Annotated in this window: 19 protein-coding genes; all 19 read right to left on the reverse strand. The window is 62.1% G+C overall.

What is annotated here, in order from left to right; genetic code table 11:
- Window positions 1-20: 20 nt before the first annotated feature.
- On the reverse strand, window positions 21-1388 hold the full coding sequence (gene glmU / locus ACAW63_RS04765; RefSeq protein WP_371232033.1) for a bifunctional UDP-N-acetylglucosamine diphosphorylase/glucosamine-1-phosphate N-acetyltransferase GlmU: 1368 nt from the start codon (window positions 1386-1388) through the stop codon (window positions 21-23).
- A gap of 114 nt (window positions 1389-1502) precedes the next feature.
- On the reverse strand, window positions 1503-1928 hold the full coding sequence (locus ACAW63_RS04770; protein WP_275609438.1) for a F0F1 ATP synthase subunit epsilon: 426 nt from the start codon (window positions 1926-1928) through the stop codon (window positions 1503-1505).
- Between the two features lie 182 nt (window positions 1929-2110).
- Complete coding sequence (gene atpD / locus ACAW63_RS04775; protein WP_109935325.1) at window positions 2111-3487, reverse strand: F0F1 ATP synthase subunit beta; 1377 nt, start codon at window positions 3485-3487, stop codon at window positions 2111-2113.
- Window positions 3488-3517: 30 nt separating this feature from the next.
- Window positions 3518-4378: a F0F1 ATP synthase subunit gamma gene (gene atpG / locus ACAW63_RS04780; RefSeq protein WP_015479767.1), complete on the reverse strand. Its 861-nt coding sequence runs from the start codon at window positions 4376-4378 to the stop codon at window positions 3518-3520.
- A 52-nt stretch (window positions 4379-4430) separates the two neighbouring features.
- Window positions 4431-5975 (reverse strand): F0F1 ATP synthase subunit alpha, encoded by a 1545-nt coding sequence (gene atpA / locus ACAW63_RS04785; RefSeq protein ID WP_275609439.1) that lies wholly within the window; start codon window positions 5973-5975, stop codon window positions 4431-4433.
- Between the two features lie 18 nt (window positions 5976-5993).
- Window positions 5994-6530 (reverse strand): F0F1 ATP synthase subunit delta, encoded by a 537-nt coding sequence (locus tag ACAW63_RS04790; protein WP_275609440.1) that lies wholly within the window; start codon window positions 6528-6530, stop codon window positions 5994-5996.
- A 12-nt stretch (window positions 6531-6542) separates the two neighbouring features.
- Window positions 6543-7013: a F0F1 ATP synthase subunit B gene (locus tag ACAW63_RS04795; RefSeq protein ID WP_109935329.1), complete on the reverse strand. Its 471-nt coding sequence runs from the start codon at window positions 7011-7013 to the stop codon at window positions 6543-6545.
- 52 nt (window positions 7014-7065) lie between these two features.
- A complete protein-coding gene (gene atpE / locus ACAW63_RS04800; RefSeq protein WP_003457994.1) occupies window positions 7066-7323 on the reverse strand; it encodes a F0F1 ATP synthase subunit C in 258 nt (85 codons plus the stop codon).
- A 109-nt stretch (window positions 7324-7432) separates the two neighbouring features.
- Window positions 7433-8302, reverse strand: a complete 870-nt coding sequence (gene atpB, locus ACAW63_RS04805; RefSeq protein ID WP_275609441.1) for a F0F1 ATP synthase subunit A — start codon at window positions 8300-8302, stop codon at window positions 7433-7435.
- A gap of 16 nt (window positions 8303-8318) precedes the next feature.
- Window positions 8319-8726, reverse strand: coding sequence for a F0F1 ATP synthase subunit I (locus tag ACAW63_RS04810; protein ID WP_371232037.1), 408 nt, complete (start codon window positions 8724-8726; stop codon window positions 8319-8321).
- Window positions 8727-8875: 149 nt separating this feature from the next.
- Window positions 8876-9748 carry a ParB/RepB/Spo0J family partition protein gene (locus ACAW63_RS04815; RefSeq protein ID WP_275609443.1) on the reverse strand — a complete coding sequence of 291 codons (873 nt, stop codon included), beginning with the start codon at window positions 9746-9748 and terminating at the stop codon, window positions 8876-8878.
- A gap of 16 nt (window positions 9749-9764) precedes the next feature.
- A complete protein-coding gene (locus ACAW63_RS04820; RefSeq protein WP_275609444.1) occupies window positions 9765-10553 on the reverse strand; it encodes a ParA family protein in 789 nt (262 codons plus the stop codon).
- A gap of 18 nt (window positions 10554-10571) precedes the next feature.
- Complete coding sequence (gene rsmG / locus ACAW63_RS04825; protein ID WP_371232039.1) at window positions 10572-11222, reverse strand: 16S rRNA (guanine(527)-N(7))-methyltransferase RsmG; 651 nt, start codon at window positions 11220-11222, stop codon at window positions 10572-10574.
- On the reverse strand, window positions 11222-13114 hold the full coding sequence (gene mnmG, locus ACAW63_RS04830; RefSeq protein ID WP_371232041.1) for a tRNA uridine-5-carboxymethylaminomethyl(34) synthesis enzyme MnmG: 1893 nt from the start codon (window positions 13112-13114) through the stop codon (window positions 11222-11224). Before mnmG ends, rsmG begins: the two co-directional genes overlap by 1 nt.
- 548 nt (window positions 13115-13662) lie before the next feature.
- Window positions 13663-15030, reverse strand: a complete 1368-nt coding sequence (gene mnmE / locus ACAW63_RS04835) for a tRNA uridine-5-carboxymethylaminomethyl(34) synthesis GTPase MnmE (RefSeq protein ID WP_371232043.1) — start codon at window positions 15028-15030, stop codon at window positions 13663-13665.
- A 107-nt stretch (window positions 15031-15137) separates the two neighbouring features.
- Complete coding sequence (gene yidC, locus ACAW63_RS04840) at window positions 15138-16889, reverse strand: membrane protein insertase YidC (RefSeq protein ID WP_371232045.1); 1752 nt, start codon at window positions 16887-16889, stop codon at window positions 15138-15140.
- A gap of 2 nt (window positions 16890-16891) precedes the next feature.
- Window positions 16892-17140 (reverse strand): membrane protein insertion efficiency factor YidD, encoded by a 249-nt coding sequence (yidD, locus tag ACAW63_RS04845; protein WP_275609449.1) that lies wholly within the window; start codon window positions 17138-17140, stop codon window positions 16892-16894.
- Complete coding sequence (gene rnpA, locus ACAW63_RS04850) at window positions 17133-17540, reverse strand: ribonuclease P protein component (protein WP_275609450.1); 408 nt, start codon at window positions 17538-17540, stop codon at window positions 17133-17135. Before rnpA ends, yidD begins: the two co-directional genes overlap by 8 nt.
- Before the next feature lie 14 nt (window positions 17541-17554).
- The gene (gene rpmH, locus ACAW63_RS04855; RefSeq protein WP_003100258.1) at window positions 17555-17689 is read right to left on the reverse strand and encodes a 50S ribosomal protein L34; all 135 of its coding nucleotides are present in this window, start codon (window positions 17687-17689) and stop codon (window positions 17555-17557) included.
- Window positions 17690-17968 lie beyond the last annotated feature (279 nt).

Raw genomic sequence — 17968 nt, forward strand, 5'->3', positions numbered from 1 at the left:
ACAGGCGGAATGAGACGACGTCAGGACTTCTTGATCTTTTCCGGACGCTTCCAGCCTTCGATCACGCGCTGCTTGGCGCGACCGACCGCCAGAGTGCCGGCCGGAACCTCGGCGGTAACGGTGGAACCCGCGCCAGTCGTGGCGCCGGCACCGATATCCACAGGCGCCACCAGGGAGTTGTTGGAGCCGATGAAGACGTCTTCGCCGATGGTGGTGCGCCACTTGTTGGCGCCATCGTAGTTGCAGGTGATGGTACCGGCGCCGATGTTGGTGCGCGCACCGACTTCGCTGTCGCCCAGGTAGGTCAGGTGGCCGACCTTCACACCATCCTGCAGATGGGCGTTCTTCAGTTCGACGAAGTTACCCACATGCACCTGGCGCTCCAGCACGCTGCCCGGACGCAGGCGGGCGAACGGGCCGACATCGCTGTCCGGACCGACATGAGCGCCTTCCAGGTGCGAGTTGGCCTTGATGATGGCGCCGCGGCGCAGGGTGCTGTCCTTGATGTAGCAGTTCGGGCCGATCTGTACGTTTTCCTCGATTTCCACCTGGCCTTCGAGGATCACGTTGATGTCGATCTGCACGTCGCGGCCGACACTCACCTCGCCACGCACGTCGAAGCGTGCCGGGTCGATCAGGGTCACGCCCTGGGCCATCAGTCGACGCGCCACGCGCTGCTGGAAGAAGCGCTCCAGCTCGGAGAGCTGCAGGCGATCGTTGGCGCCCTGGACTTCCATGGCGGCCTGCGGCTGCGCAGTGGCGACGCGCAAGCCATCGGCCACGGCCATGGCGATCACGTCAGTCAGGTAGTACTCGCCCTGGGCGTTGGAATTGGACAGGCGCGACAGCCAGCCGGCCAGGCGCTCGCGCGGCACGGCGAGGATGCCGGTGTTGCCTTCGCGGATGGCGCGCTGCTCGGGGGATGCGTCCTTCTGCTCGACGATGGCCTGAACCTCGCCGGCAGCGTCACGGATGATGCGGCCGTAGCCGGTCGGGTCATCCAGCTCGACGGTCAGCAGCGCCAGCTGTTCGGCATTGGCCTGTGCCATCAGGCGCTCCAGGGTCGGCTGCTCGATCAGCGGCACGTCGCCGTAGAGGATCAGCACCTTGTCCGCACTCAGGAACGGCGCGGCCTGGGCCACCGCATGGCCGGTGCCGAGCTGCTGCTCCTGGATCACGAAATTCAGGTCATCCGCCTGCAGGCGTTCGCGCACCAGCTCCGCACCGTGCCCGATCACCACATGGATGCGGGAAGGATTGAGCGTACGCGCGGTATCGATCACATGGCCGAGCATCGGTTTGCCAGCGACCGGGTGGAGGACTTTCGGCAGGGCCGAACGCATGCGCGTGCCCTGGCCAGCGGCGAGAATGACGATTTCGAGGGACATGAATGACAGACCGTCCTGGTGAGCGGGGAAACCCCGGGTGTAGAAAAAGAAAAAGGGTAGCCAAGGCTACCCTTTTCCAATATGTCGCTGAAGCCCCGAGGAGCTTCGCGCGGCTCAGCCGCCGAACTTCTTGCGAACCTGCTGGACCGTGCGCAGTTGCGCTGCGGCTTCGGCCAGGCGGGCTGCGGCGGAGCTGTAGTCGAACTCGGCACCTTTGCTGTGCAGAGCCTTCTCAGCTTCCTTCAGTGCGGTCTGGGCAGCCGCTTCGTCGAGGTCGCCTGCGCGAATCACGGTGTCGGCGAGAACCTTGACCATGTTCGGCTGTACTTCGAGGAAGCCGCCGGAGATGTAGTACACCTCCTGCTCGCCACCCTGCTTCACCAGGCGGATCGGACCCGGCTTGAGCTCGGTGATCAGCGGCGCGTGGCCCGGAGCGATACCCAGATCACCCAGGGAGCCGTGCGCAACGACCAGCTCGACCAGACCGGAGAAGATCTCCGCTTCGGCGCTGACGATGTCGCAGTGGACTGTAATAGCCATACCCTTGCCTCACGTAATAGGCTGCCGATGAGCTACTGCGCTAGACCAGGCGGCGTTGGAACCGATCTCAGAATGCTCATTTACCAACGTAAACTGCGCTTCTTCGATCGATTCCGCCTTGCCTGGCCGTCGCTCGCGACGCTCCTCGACGGCCTTGGCGCGCCCGTTTCCGGGCGCACGGATTACAGCTTCTTCGCTTTCTCGATGGCTTCTTCGATGCCGCCGACCATGTAGAACGCCTGCTCGGGCAGGTGGTCGTAGTCGCCGTTGAGGATGCCTTTGAAGCCAGCGATGGTGTCCTTCAGGGAGACGTACTTGCCCGGGGAACCGGTGAAGACTTCTGCCACGAAGAACGGCTGGGACAGGAAACGCTGGATCTTACGAGCACGGGCCACCAGCAGCTTGTCGGACTCGGACAGTTCGTCCATGCCGAGGATCGCGATGATGTCCTTCAGCTCCTTGTAGCGCTGCAGGATGTACTGCACGCCACGAGCGGTGTCGTAGTGATCCTGGCCGATGACCAGCGGATCCAGCTGACGGGAGGTGGAGTCCAGCGGGTCCACGGCCGGGTAGATACCCAGCGAGGCGATGTCACGGGACAGTACCACGGTAGCGTCGAGGTGGGCGAAGGTGGTCGCCGGGCTCGGGTCGGTCAGGTCGTCCGCGGGAACGTATACGGCCTGGATCGAGGTGATCGAGCCTTGCTTGGTGGAGGTGATGCGCTCCTGCAGAACGCCCATCTCTTCGGCCAGGGTCGGCTGATAACCTACTGCGGACGGCATACGGCCCAGCAGTGCGGACACTTCGGTACCGGCGAGGGTGTAACGGTAGATGTTGTCGATGAACAGCAGTACGTCACGACCTTCGTCACGGAACTTCTCGGCCATGGTCAGGCCGGTCAGTGCAACGCGCAGACGGTTGCCCGGCGGCTCGTTCATCTGGCCGTATACCAGGGCCACTTTGTCCAGAACGTTGGAGTCCTTCATCTCGTGGTAGAAGTCGTTGCCCTCACGGGTACGCTCGCCCACACCAGCGAACACGGAATAACCGCTGTGCTCGATGGCGATGTTACGGATCAGCTCCATCATGTTTACGGTCTTGCCTACACCGGCGCCACCGAACAGACCGACCTTACCACCCTTGGCGAACGGGCAGACCAGGTCGATTACCTTGATGCCGGTTTCCAGCAGCTCGTTGCCGCCAGCCTGATCGGCATAGGAGGGAGCTTCGCGGTGGATACCCCAACGCTCTTCTTCGCCGATGGGACCGGCTTCGTCGATCGGGTTGCCCAGTACGTCCATGATCCGGCCCAGGGTCGCTTTACCGACCGGTACGGAGATGGCTGCGCCGGTGCTTTCCACGTTCAGGCCACGCTTGAGGCCTTCGGTGGAACCCATTGCAATGGAACGAACCACGCCGTCGCCCAGCTGCTGCTGAACTTCGAGGGTGGTTTCGACGCCCTGAACCTTCAGGGCCTCGTAGATGCTCGGCACGGCATCGCGCGGGAATTCCACGTCGATCACGGCGCCGATGATTTGAACGATACGTCCGCTACTCATGTCTGGTTCCTCTGAATTTTGAACCTGTTCTTACACCGCGGCAGCGCCGCCGACGATTTCCGAGATTTCCTGGGTGATCGCCGCCTGACGCGCCTTGTTGTAGACCAGCTGGAGTTCGCTGATCAGATCACCGGCGTTGTCGGTAGCGTTCTTCATTGCAATCATCCGGGCCGCCTGCTCACAGGCGTTGTTCTCAACCACCGCCTGATACACCTGGGATTCCACGTAGCGCACCAGCAGGCCATCGAGGAGGGCCTTGGCGTCGGGCTCGTAGAGGTAGTCCCAGTGGTGTTTCAGGTCTGCGTTGTCCTCGGCCACCAGCGGAATCATCTGTTCCACGGTCGGCTTCTGGGTCATGGTGTTGACGAACTTGTTGGAAACCACGTACAGGCGATCGATACGCCCTTCCAGGTAGGCATCCAGCATGACCTTGACGCTGCCGATCAGATCGTTGATCGACGGCTCTTCGCCCAGGTGACTGATGGCTGCAACCACGTTGCCGCCATAGTTCTTGAAGAAGGATGCACCCTTGGCACCGATCACGCAGAGGTCGATCTCCGCGCCACGATCGCGCTGGGCTGCCATGTCCTTGACGAGCGCCTTGAACAGGTTGATGTTCAGGCCGCCGGCCAGACCACGGTCGGAGCTCACCACGATGTAGCCGACGCGCTTGACTTCACGCTCGACCATGAACGGATGACGGTACTCGGGGTTGGCGTTGGCCAGATGGCCGATCACCTGGCGAATGCGCTCCGCGTAGGGACGGCCGGCCGCCATGCGCAGTTGTGCCTTGCGCATTTTGCTCACCGCCACCTTTTCCATGGCATTGGTGATTTTTTGCGTGCTTTTGATGCTCGCAATCTTGCTGCGAATCTCTTTTGCGCCTGCCATTTCACACCTATCGGGTTAGCAGGCGGGGGCCGTTACCGACCCCCGCTGCGGCTTACCAGGTTTGGGTGGCCTTGAACTTCTCGATGCCGGCTTTGATGCCTGCGTCGATTTCGTCGTTGAAGTCACCCTTCTCGTTGATCTTCGCCAGCAGAGCGGCGTGCTCGCGCTGGAAGTAAGCGATCAACGCCTGTTCGAAGGCGCCTACTTTGGCGATCTCGACGTCCTGCAGGAAGCCACGCTCGGCGGCGTACAGGGACAGCGACATCTCGGCGATGGACATCGGCGCGTACTGCTTCTGCTTCATCAGCTCGGTAACGCGCTGACCATGCTCGAGCTGCTTGCGGGTCGCGTCGTCCAGGTCCGAAGCGAACTGGGCGAAGGCCGCCAGTTCACGGTACTGGGCCAGCGCGGTACGGATACCGCCGGACAGCTTCTTGATGATCTTGGTCTGAGCCGCGCCACCCACACGGGATACCGAGATACCGGCGTTGACGGCCGGACGGATACCCGAGTTGAACATGGAGGTTTCCAGGAAGATCTGACCGTCGGTGATGGAGATCACGTTGGTCGGAACGAACGCGGAAACGTCACCCGCCTGGGTTTCGATGATCGGCAGGGCGGTCAGGGAACCGGTCTTGCCTTTCACTTCGCCGTTGGTGAACTTCTCGACGTACTCTTCGGAAACGCGGGAAGCGCGCTCCAGCAGACGGCTGTGGAGATAGAACACGTCGCCCGGATAGGCTTCACGGCCCGGCGGACGGCGCAGCAGCAGGGAGATCTGGCGGTAGGCAACAGCCTGCTTGGACAGGTCGTCGTACACGATCAGGGCGTCTTCGCCGCGGTCGCGGAAGTATTCGCCCATGGTGCAGCCGGAGTACGGCGCCAGGTACTGCAGAGCAGCGGATTCGGAGGCGCTGGCAACGACCACGATGGTGTTGGCCAGGGCACCGTTTTCTTCCAGCTTGCGAACGACGTTGGCGATGGTCGATTGCTTCTGACCGATGGCAACGTATACGCAGCGGATGCCGCTGTCTTTCTGGTTGATGATGGCGTCGACGGCCAGGGCAGTCTTACCGATCTGACGGTCACCGATGATCAGCTCGCGCTGGCCACGGCCTACCGGGATCATGGCGTCGACCGACTTGTAACCGGTCTGAACCGGCTGGTCTACCGACTTACGCCAGATCACGCCCGGTGCCACTTTCTCGACGGCGTCGGTCAGCTTGGCATCGATCGGGCCTTTGCCATCGATCGGGTTGCCCAGTGCGTCGACGACACGACCCAGCAGTTCCGGACCAACCGGTACTTCCAGGATGCGGCCGGTGCACTTGGCATTCATGCCTTCTTTGAGGTCCTGGTATTCACCCAGTACCACAGCACCAACGGAGTCTTGCTCCAGGTTCAGCGCCATACCGTAGACGCCGCCCGGGAATTCGATCATTTCGCCGTACATGACGTCGGCCAGACCGAAGATGCGCACGATGCCATCGGAAACACTGACGATGGTGCCTTCGTTACGCGCTTGCGAGGCGACGTCGAGTTTCTCGATGCGCCCCTTGATGATTTCACTAATTTCGGAAGGATTGAGTTGCTGCATGCCGCTGCCCCTTCAAACTCAAGATTTCAACGCTTCGGCCAGTTTCGCGAGCTTGCCGCGCACCGAGCCATCGATTACCAAGTCACCGGCGCGGATCACCACGCCGCCGATCAGGCTCGCGTCTTCCGACGCATGAAGTCGCACTTCGCGACTGAGCCGGGCGCTGAGAGCCTTGGCGAGTTTGTCCTGCTGTTCCTGGTCCAGGGCGAAGGCACTGGTGACCTCGACCTCGACCAGCTTTTCCTGCTCGGCCTTGAGTTGCTCGAACATCTCGAAGATGGTCGGCAGCAGGTCGAGCCGCTTGTTTTCAGCCACAGTCCGGACGAAGTTCTGGGCCGGAGCATTGAGCTTGTCGCCACACACGTCGATCAGCGCGTCAGCCTTGGCTGCGGCGGTCAGCTGAGGCTCTTTGAGCAGCTGGCGCACGGTGTCGTCCTGCGACACTGCAGCCAGCACACCCAGAGCAGCAGACCAATCGGCCAATTGCTGATGAGCCTGGGCGTACTCGAAAGCCGCCTTCGCGTAAGGACGAGCCAATGTGGTCAGTTCTGCCATATCGCCCTCTGCTTAGATCTCGGCGGCCAGTTGATCAACCAGCTGCTTTTGCGCGTTGGCATCGATCGAAGCACCCAGGATCTTCTCGGCGCCGGAGACGGCCAGGGCACCCACTTGGGCACGCAGGGCGTCCTTGACGCTGTTGAGTTCCTGCTCGATCTGGGCCTTGGCCTGGGCAATCATGCGATCACCTTCGGCACGGGCCTGATCACGGGCTTCGTCAACGATCTGGTTAGCGCTCTTCTTCGCCTGCTCGATGATTTCGGCTGCCTGAGCCTTGGCTTCGCGCAGTTGCTGACCCGCTTTCTCGTGGGCCAGTTCCAGGTCACGAGCCGCGCGGTTGGCAGCGTCCAGGCCGTCGGCGATCTTCTTCTGACGCTCGTGCAGAGCCGCGATGACCGGCGGCCATACGAACTTCATGCAGAAGATGACGAAGATGGCGAACGCGATGGCCTGGCCGATCAGAGTTGCATTAATGTTCACGCCAATACCTCGCTCGTTCGTTGTTCAGTCACAGATTTCCGCACTGCGGAAATTACTGGGCAACCTGAGCGATGAACGGGTTAGCGAAGGTGAAGAACAGAGCGATACCAACACCGATCATGGTCACGGCGTCGAGCAGACCGGCGACGATGAACATCTTGACCTGCAGCATCGGAACCATTTCCGGCTGGCGAGCAGCGCCTTCCAGGAACTTGCCGCCCAGCAGGCCGAAGCCGATGGCGGTACCCAGAGCGCCCAGACCGATCAGCAGAGCAACGGCGATAGCAGTGAGTCCAACTACAGTTTCCATTTTTCCTCCCGACTTTTTGTCGTGTTGGTTAAAGGTGAAGCAAGTTAAGGTGGTGAAACTCTTCTTTCACCCCCTCCCGCAAGGGGAGAGGGCGTACAGAATCTTTTGATCAGTGGCTGTCTTCGTGGGCCATCGACAGGTAGACGATGGTCAGCATCATGAAGATGAACGCCTGCAGGGTGATGATCAGGATGTGGAACACGGCCCACGCCCAGTTCAGCACGACACCCATGCCGCCCAGCCAGAGGATGCCGGTACCGAACATCACGGCGATCAGGATGAAGATCAGCTCGCCGGCGTACATGTTGCCGAACAGACGCAGTGCCAGGGATACCGGCTTGGCGATCAGGGTCACGAACTCGAGCAGGAAGTTCACCGGGATCAGGATGATCTGAACCACGATGTTGCTGCTGTGGAACGGGTGCAGGGTCAGCTCGCCGAGGAAGCCGCCGATGCCCTTGACCTTGATGCTGTAGAAGATGATCAGCGCGAACACCGCGATCGACATGCCGAAGGTGGCATTCGGGTCGGTGGTGGATACGGCGCGGAAGAACAGGTGTTCGTTGCCGGTGACCGCCTGGGCCGCCAGCGGCAGGAAGTCCACAGGCACCAGGTCGATCAGGTTCATCAGGAAGATCCAGACGAACACGGTGAGCGCCAGGGGTGCGATCAGCGGGTTACGGCCGTGGAAGGTGTCCTTCACGCTGCCGTCGACGAACTCGACCAGAACTTCGACGAAGTTCTGCAGGCCGCCAGGTTGACCGCTGGTAGCCTTCTTGGCCGCCATGCGGAAAAGGAAGATGAATACCAGGCCGAGGAATACGGACCAACCCAGGGTATCAACGTGGAATGCCCAGAAGCCCATTTCCTTGGCTTGTTCGGCGGTGTGGGCGAACCCCCAGGAACCGTCCTGCAGACGACCGAAGGTCAGGTTCTGCAAGTGGTGCTGGATGTAACCCGAAGCGCTTTCTGCTGCCATGTTTGCCTCAATCGCTCTAAGGTCTTGTAAATGTGTTTCGCATCAGCAGGGGTGCAAACCAGCTGACCACCAGGGTCAGCAGGTAGATGCCGAACAGCGCCAGCGGCGCCAAAGGCTTCACACCTGCGAACGCCAGTGCGAAGAGCACTGCCGTCAGAATCAGTTTTCCCGCCTCGCCGGCATAAAAGGACCGGACTATCAGCTGGGCTGAACGGGCGCCGCTGTAGCGGAACGCCTTGCGAGCAAAGTACAGATTCGGCAACCACGCAATCAGGCCACCCAGCAGGCCGGAATAGCCTGCGACCGATCCCTGGGCAAACCACAGGGCCGCTGCACCGATAAGCAGCACCACCAGCTGGACGAGCAACAGGCGAAAAGCCGGTTGGCGATGGAAGGGCAGGCGATTGGGCTTGCGGGGTTCCATCTGTCTCACAGTCCTCTGGCGTCGGCTTCGCAAATCAACAACTTGGCATACTTTGTGCCGACAAAATTGCGCGCAGAGTATAGGGGGCGCCGCATACCCGTTCAACCGTCAGGTAGTGATTTCCGACGACCCCTACATAGTCGCAGGCGTCAGCGGATGTGGGCGAGGACACCCTGCAATTCATCGAGGGAGTTGTAGCGAATCACCAACTGTCCCTTGCCCTTCTGCCCATGGCGAATCTGCACTGGAGCGCCCAGGCGCTCAGCCAGGCGCTGTTCCAGGCGGCTGATGTCCGGATCGCTCTTGACCGGTTTGACAGGTTCCGCGGGGGCATTGAGCCACTGGCGCACCAGGGCTTCGGTCTGGCGTACGGTGAGGCCGCGTGCGACAACATGTCGCGCACCTTCGACCTGCCGATTCTCGGGCAATCCGAGCAGGGCACGGGCATGGCCCATTTCCAGGTCGCCATGGGACAGCAGGGTCTTGATCTCGTCCGGCAGGGCGATCAGGCGCAGGAGGTTGGCCACGGTCACGCGGGATTTGCCGACGGCGTCGGCGACCTGCTGCTGGGTCAGCTGGAATTCCTGCTGCAGGCGTTGCAGCGCGGCGGCTTCCTCGATGGGGTTGAGGTCCTCGCGCTGGATGTTCTCGATCAGCGCCATGGCGATGGCGGCTTCGTCCGGCACTTCGCGGACCATGGCCGGGATCTTGTCCAGGCCGGCCTGCTGGCTGGCACGCCAGCGGCGCTCGCCGGCGATGATCTCGTAGCGGCCCTTGTCGATGGGGCGCACCACGATGGGCTGCATCACGCCCTGGGCCTTGATGGACTGGGCGAGTTCTTCCAGGGCTTGCGGGTCCATGTCGCGGCGCGGCTGGTATTTGCCGCGCTGGATCAGGTCCAGCGGCAGGTGCTGGAGTTCCTTGTTGTCGACCTGAACGGCTTCTTCCTGCAGGGTAGCGGCGCTGGAGCCACTGAGCAGGGCATCCAGCCCGCGTCCGAGACCTCGTTTCTTGGCGGCCATGCGGGTTCCTTAATCTTTAGGCGGTGGCGGTGGTGCGGGCGGAGCGCTGGCGGCGCACCAGCTCGCCGGCCAGCGCCAGGTAGGCGAGGGCACCGCGGGATTGCTTGTCGTAGACCAGCGCCGGCATGCCGAAGCTGGGTGCCTCGGCCAGTCGCACGTTGCGCGGGATCACGGTGGTGTAGAGCTTGTCGCCGAAGTGTTCCTGCAGCTGCGCGCTGACGTCGTTGGTCAGGCTGATGCGCGGGTCGTACATGGTACGCAGCAGGCCCTCGATCTTCAGCGCCGGGTTCAGCCGCTCGGCAATGCGCTGGATGCTGTTCATCAGGTCGGTCAGGCCTTCCAGCGCGTAGTACTCGCACTGCATCGGAATGATCACGCCGTCCGAGGCGGACAGGGCGTTGACAGTCAGCATCGACAGCGACGGCGGGCAGTCGATGAGGATGAAATCGTAGTTCTCGCGAATGGGAGCCAACGCCTGGCGCAGGCGGTGCTCCTTCATGTCCATCTCCAGCAGCACCACTTCCGCGGCGGTGAGGTCGCGGTTGGCGGGCAGCAGCTGGTAGCCGCCGTGCTCGGAGAACTGCATGGCCTGGGCCAGGTCGCACTCGCCGGTCAGCACGTCGTAGATGGAATGATCCAGCGACAACTTATCCACACCGCTGCCGGTGGTGGCGTTGCCCTGTGGATCGAGGTCGATCATCAGCACGCGTCGCTTGGTGGCAACCAGCGATGCGGCGAGATTGATACAGGTCGTGGTCTTGCCGACGCCGCCTTTCTGGTTGGCGATCGCGAATACCTTAGCCATGGTTTCCCCCACTCCCCGTCATGCAATGCGGCGCAGTATCAGCAGATGGCGCTGGCCTTGGCAACCCGGCACCGCCAGAGCGTGTTCGGCTTCGACCCGGAAATCCTCCGGGAGTGCCGCGAGCTCTTCGCTGGGGTGTACGCCTTTCATGGCCAGCCAATTGGTGTGGCCGTCGCCGAGGTGGCGCGTCCAGTTGGTGAAGTCTTCGAGGCTGCTGAACGCCCGGGAGACGATGCCGTTGAACGGCAGTTCGGGTTGGAAGGCTTCCACCCGGCTGTGGATAACCTGGAGGTTGTCCAGCTTCAGTTCCAGCTTCACCTGGGTGAGGAAGCGGGTCTTCTTGCCGTTGCTGTCCAGCAGTGTCAGCGACTTGCCGGGGAACAGGATGGCCAGCGGAATACCGGGCATGCCGCCGCCACTGCCGACGTCCAGCCAGCGTTCGCCACCGGCGGCTTCGAACCGAGCGACGATGCTCAGGCTGTCGAGCAGGTGGCGCGAGACCATTTCATCCACATCGCGCACGGCGGTGAGGTTGTAGGCCTTGTTCCACTTGGCCAGCAGGGCCAGGTAGTCGAGCAGGCGCTGCTGGGTGGCGGCGTCGATGTTCAGGCCGAGCGTTTCGATGCCACGCGCGAGTTCGTCGGCGTGGCGGGCAGTGACCAGGGACATCAGGCGCTCTGCTCCAGCTGACGGCCGGACGAGCGCTTCTTCAGGTGGATCAGCAACAGGGAGATGGCCGCCGGGGTTACGCCCGGGATGCGGCCGGCCTGGCCGAGGGTTTGCGGACGGGCGTTACCCAGCTTGAGCTGGATCTCCTTGGAGAGACCGGAAATGCTCTGGTAGTCGATATCCACAGGCAGCTGGGTGTCTTCACTGGCGCGCAGGCGAGCGATCTCTTCCTGCTGACGGTCGATGTAGCCCGCGTACTTGGTGCGGATCTCCACCTGTTCGGCGACTTGCGGGTCTTGCGCACCGGCGCCGGTCACTTCGGCGAGGCTGGCGTAGTCGATTTCCGGACGGGCCAGCAGGTTGAGCAGGTTGTACTCGTGCGCCAGCGGCGTGCCGAAACGCGCGGCGATGGCGTCGCCCTGGGGAGTGTTCGGACGAACCCAGGTGCTCTTCAGCCGCTGTTCCTCCTGCTCGATGCCTTCGCGCTTGGCTTCGAATACCGCCCAGCGCTCGTCGTCGATCAGGCCCAGTTCGCGGCCCTTCTCGGTCAGGCGCAGGTCGGCGTTGTCTTCGCGCAGGATCAGCCGGTACTCGGCACGCGAAGTGAACATGCGGTACGGCTCCTGGGTGCCGAGGGTGATCAGGTCGTCGACCAGTACGCCGATGTAGGCCTCGTCGCGACGCGGGCACCAGCTGTCACGGCCCTGCGAACGCAGCGCGGCGTTGGTGCCGGCGAGCAGACCCTGGGCGCCGGCTTCTTCGTAGCCGGTGGTGCCGTTGATCTGGCCGGCGAAGAACAGGCCGCCGATGACCTTGGTTTCCAGGCTGTACTTCAGGTCGCGCGGATCGAAGTAGTCGTATTCGATGGCGTAGCCGGGACGCACGATGTGCGCATTCTCCATCCCACGGATCGAGCGCACGATATCCAGCTGCACGTCGAAGGGCAGCGAGGTGGAGATGCCGTTCGGGTACAGCTCATGGGTGGTCAGGCCTTCCGGTTCGAGGAAGACCTGATGGCTGTCCTTGTCGGCGAAGCGGTGGATCTTGTCTTCGATCGACGGGCAGTAGCGCGGGCCGACACCTTCGATCACGCCGGAGTACATGGGCGAGCGATCGAGGTTGGACGCGATGATCTCGTGGGTGCGCGCGTTGGTGTGGGTGATCCAGCAGCTGACCTGGCGCGGGTGCATTTCCTTGGAACCGAGGAAGGACATCACCGGGATGGGCGTATCGCCCGGCTGCTCGGTCATCACGCTGAAATCGACACTGCGGCCGTCGATGCGCGGCGGAGTACCGGTTTTCAGGCGACCGACGCGCAGCGGCAGTTCGCGCAGGCGCTTGGCCAGGGCGATCGACGGCGGATCGCCGGCGCGACCGCCGGAGTAGTTCTGCAGACCGATGTGGATAAGTCCGCCGAGGAAAGTGCCGGCGGTGAGTACGACGTTATCCGCATGGAATTTCAGACCCATCTGGGTCACCACGCCGCGCACCTGGTCCTGCTCGACGATCAGGTCGTCGCAGGACTGCTGGAATATCCACAGGTTGGGCTGGTTCTCCAGGATTTCGCGTACCGCTGCCTTGTAGAGGATGCGGTCGGCCTGTGCACGGGTAGCGCGCACTGCCGGGCCTTTGCGGCTGTTCAGGACGCGAAACTGGATGCCGCCTTTATCGGTGGCCAGTGCCATGGCACCGCCCAGCGCATCGATCTCCTTCACCAGATGGCTCTTGCCGATCCCACCGATGGCGGGGTTGCAGCTCATCTGGCCAAGGGTTTCCACATTATGGGTGAGCAGCAGCGTCTTCACGCCCATGCGTGCAGCCGCGAGTGCGGCCTCAGTGCCGGCATGGCCGCCGCCGATCACGATCACGTCAAAACGGGAAGGGAAATCCACCACGCACCTCGTGCCTGTTGATCAAGGAGAAATAAGAGAGCCGGACAGTATAGGGGTTAAGGGCTCTCGATTGAAGGCACCTGAACAAAAAATAGCCAATCGGTGCGGTGGGCTTCTATAGAAAATAAAAGAGAGGAACTTTTTTAAATCTTTTTAGAGCTTGTGTTTATGTATGGTGAAGCCGATTTCTGTGGATAACCACCTTGAGCCCATGTGCCGTGTGTGTTTCACGGCATAACAACCCTGTGTCGATGCTGTCAGGTGGCAGGGGATCTCCGGTTTTCAGCCTGTGGATTAAGTGATCTGTTATCAACAGGCGGATTTATCCACGGCTTGCGACAGGTGTTGTCAACGTGGCTGTACGTGAGTTTTCCACAGGGTTCACGGAGGCCTGTGAAATACGTATTTTCAGGTCTGAAATCCAGGAACGGCGCTGGTTTCGTCGTTAATACGGTTGTGGATAGAGGCGCTTCTGAGAAATCAGCGCGCAGGAGCGGGCGCGGTGACGGAATGGCTCCGTCACCGTTGAAGAAAAGCGGTTCTGTGGATTACTTGCCGATGCAGAAGCTGGAGAAGATGCGACCCAGCAGATCATCCGGTGTGAAGGCGCCAGTGATTTCGCCCAGGGCTTGCTGGGCCTGACGCAGATCCTCGGCCAGGAGCTCGCCGGCGCCGCTCAGGGTGAGCTGGGCGCGGCCGTGCTCGAGGCTGTCGCCAGCCTGGCGCAGGGCTTCCAGATGGCGCCTGCGGGCGCTGAAGCTGCTTTCGGCGGTCTGTTCGAAGCCCATGCAGGCCTTCAGGTGCTCGCGCAGCAGATCCAGGCCATTGCCGGAGCGCGCGGAGAGGGTGAGGGTGACGTGACCGTCGGCGCTTTCTTCCAGTCCGATCGTCTCTGTGGATAAATCCGCCTTGTTGCGGATCAGGGTGACATGGGCCGGATCGGGCCGGCTGTCGAGGAACTCCGGCCACAGGGCGAAGGGATCGCTGGCCTCCGGGGCTGTGGAATCCACTACCAGGAGCACGCGATCGGCCTCGTTGATGGCCTTCAGGGCGCGTTCCACGCCGATCTTTTCCACATGGTCATCGGTGCTGCGCAGGCCCGCGGTATCGATGATGTGCAGCGGCATGCCATCGATGTGGATATGTTCGCGCAGGACGTCGCGAGTGGTACCGGCGATATCGGTGACGATGGCCGCTTCGCGGCCGGCCAGGGCGTTCAGCAGGCTCGATTTGCCGGCATTGGGACGCCCGGCGATGACCACGGTCATGCCGTCGCGCAGCAGCGCGCCCTGGCCGGCTTCGCGCAATACGGCGGCCAGTTCGGCGCGTACCGCATCCAGTTGGGAGAGGACGTGGCCATCGGCGAGGAAGTCGATTTCTTCTTCCGGGAAGTCGATGGCGGCCTCGACGTACATGCGCAGCTGGATCAACCGGTCGGTGAGATGGTGCACGCGACGGGAGAACTCGCCCTGCAGGGAGCGCACGGCGTTGCGCGCAGCCTGGGCCGAGCTGGCCTCGATCAGGTCGGCGATGGCTTCGGCCTGGGCCAGGTCGAGCTTGTCGTTGAGGAAGGCGCGCTCGCTGAACTCGCCCGGGCGCGCCTGGCGAGCACCCAGTTCCAGGCAGCGCTGCAGCAGCATGTCCATCACCACCGGGCCGCCGTGGCCCTGCAGTTCCAGAACGTCTTCGCCGGTGAAGGAGTTCGGCCCGGGGAAGAACAGCAGCAGGCCCTCGTCGATGACGTCGCCGTCGTCGGCGTGGAATGGCCCGTAGTGAGCGTAGCGGGGCTGTGGCTCGCGGCCGCTGAGGGTGATGGCCATGGCGCGGGCACGGGGGCCGGAGACGCGGACGATGCCGACCCCGCCACGGCCCTGAGCGGTGGCGACGGCGGCGATGGTTTCACGGGCTGCATTCATGTCGGCGGTCTCGTGGCTTTCTCAGGACAAAGAGGACGCTGGGCAAAACTATCCACATAGCAAAACGCCCCACAAGGGGGCGTTTTGGCAATCGTCGGGAGGGGCGATCAGGCGGAGGCCTTTTTCGCCGCACCCTCGATCTGACGGGTAATGTACCACTGCTGTGCGATGGACAGGCAGTTGTTCACAACCCAGTACAGCACCAGACCGGCCGGGAACCACAGGAAGAAGAAGGTGAAGATGATCGGCATCAGCTTCATGACCTTGGCCTGCATGGGGTCCGGCGGCGTCGGGTTGAGCATCTGCTGAACCAGCATGGTGGCACCCATGATGATCGGCAGGATGAAGAACGGATCCTTCACCGATAGGTCGACGATCCAGCCCAGCCACGGGGCCTGGCGCATCTCGACGCTTTCCAGCAGTACCCAGTACAGGGACAGGAAGACCGGCATCTGCACCAGGATCGGCAGGCAGCCGCCCAGCGGATTGATCTTCTCCTTCTTGTACAGCTCCATCATCGCCTGGGACATCTTCTGGCGATCGTCACCGTGCTGCTCCTTGAGAGCCTGCATCTTCGGCGATACGGCACGCATGCGCGCCATGGAACGGTAGCTGGCGGCGGACAGCGGGAAGAAGGCCATCTTGATGACGATGGTCAGCAGGATGATCGACCAGCCCCAGTTACCCACCAGGTTGTGGATATGTTGCAGCAGCCAGAAGATCGGCTGGGCGATGAACCATAGCGGGCCGTAGTCGACGGTCAGCTCCAGGCCCTTGGACAGATCGCCCAGGTAGGCTTGCAGCTTGGGACCGGCATACAGGGTCATGCTGGTTTCGCCCTTGGCGCCCGGCGCGACGGTGATGTTCGGGCCGGTGAAGCCGACGATGTAGTTGCCCTGGGCGTCCTTGCGGGTCATCACGTTGTGGGTGTCGCCCTTGGCGGGTACCCAGGCGGTGACGAAGTAGTGTTGCAGCCAGGCAACCCAGCCACCCTGGACGGATTCCTTGAACTGCTCCTTGTCCATGTCCTTCATGGACACTTTCACGTAGGGCTTTTCAGGGGTCCAGACCGCGGCGCCGAGGTAGGTCGACACGCCGGTGGCGGTGGTGGAGGACGGATCGGCGCTGGCGTCACGCTTGAGCTGGGCGAACAGCGAAGCGCTCCAGGGCTTGTCGCTCTGGTTGTCGATCAGGTAGCTCACGCCGACCTGATAGGCATTGGGGTTGATGCACTCGAGCTTCTTCTGGGCCTTTTCCTTCTCGGTGCAGTCGCCTTTCAGGCCGCGATGGAAGGTGAAGCGCTTGATGTAGTTGACGCCATCCTGTGCATAAGTCAGGTCGACAACCATCTGGTCCTGACCGTCGGCCAGTTCGTACACCGGCTTGGCCGAAGCATAGAGCGGGCGGCCACTGGCAGCGGCATCCGGACCATTGGCACCAGTCAGGCCGCTCTGCGCCAGGTAGGTGCGCTGTTGGTCACGCTCGAACAGCGGGAAGGGTACGTCCGGGCGATCCTGGCGCAGCGGGTACTGGGTCAGGCCCAGTTTCACCACATCGCCACCGCGCGGATCGATGGCCAGGTCCAGAACGTCGGTCTTCACGCGGATCAGCTGGTCGCTGACGGCCGCCGGCTTCTGCTCGGTGGGCAGACTTGCCTGGGCATTCTGGGCGGTCGGTACGTCGGCGTTACTGGCCGCGCTGCCGGCAGGCACGGAGGTATCCGGCAGGCCTTCGTTCTGGTTGAAGGTCGCGGTCTGCGCTGGCAGTTCGGGCTGGCCATAGTCCTTGTTCCACTGGAGAACCAGCGCGTAGGACACGATTGCCAGGGCGACGAATAGGATTGAACGTTTGATGTCCATGATTACTCGGCCGTCGAGGAAGGGGCGGTCTTGGATGGGGCTGGCGGTACCGGATCATAGCCACCGGGGTGCCAGGGGTGGCAGTGGCCGAGGCGACGAGCGGCCAACCAGCCACCACGCAGGAAGCCATGGGTTTCGATGGCTTCCTGCGCGTAGCAGGAACAGCTGGGATAGAAACGACAGTGCCTGCCCATCATGGGACTGATGGCGTAGCGGTAAAACTGGATCAGTAGAAGCGCCAGTCTACGCATGGGAACTGTCGGCCACTCCCGGAGATTCTGTCGTAGGTTCCGGGCTGGGCCGATTGCGCAACAGGCGCTTCCAGAGCTTGCCGAACTGCTGGTGCAGCTCTTCATTCTCCAGATCGCCGAGGCCCTTGCGCGCGATGACCACGATATCCAGGCCGGCCAGCCTTTGCTGGTTGTGGCGGAAGGACTCGCGGAGAAGGCGTTTGAGGCGGTTACGCTCGACGGCGAGCTTGACGTTCTTCTTGCCGATCACCAGGCCGAGGCGGGGGTGATCGAGACCGTTTTCGCGCGCCAGCAGCAGGATGTGCTTGCCGGGAACCTTGGAGGTGGGGGAGTCGAAGACTGCTGTGAATTGCCGGGCTGTCAGTAGACGTTTATCCCGGTCGAAGCCTTGACTCACCACCTGTGTCGGACAAATCAGACGGTCAGACGCTTACGGCCCTTGGCGCGACGACGCGACAGAACCTGACGACCGTTCTTGGTGGCCATGCGAGCGCGGAAACCGTGGACGCGAGCGCGCTTGAGGGTGCTGGGTTGGAAAGTACGTTTCATGATTCGGTACCTGGGTTGACGACTTGAGGTCGCAGTGACCCCGTTTAAAGAGACCGGCGATTCTAGTGAAATCGCGCGGTCAGGTCAATTTCCAACCAGCGGCGGATACAAATATGAATAGAAGGGGAGGAAATCTCTTTTTTAAAGATTGAAGCGATGATTATGTTTAGGGATGCCCTGCCCTGTGTATAACTTCATGGAGGCAGCGGAACTGCACGGATTGGCCGAATGATAACCTTGTCCGGAATGGGTGGGTGGCCTGTGCGGCGCCGGTTGGAA

The sequence above is a fragment of the Pseudomonas sp. QE6 genome (assembly GCF_041379005.1).
In the GTDB taxonomy this organism is placed as follows: domain Bacteria; phylum Pseudomonadota; class Gammaproteobacteria; order Pseudomonadales; family Pseudomonadaceae; genus Pseudomonas.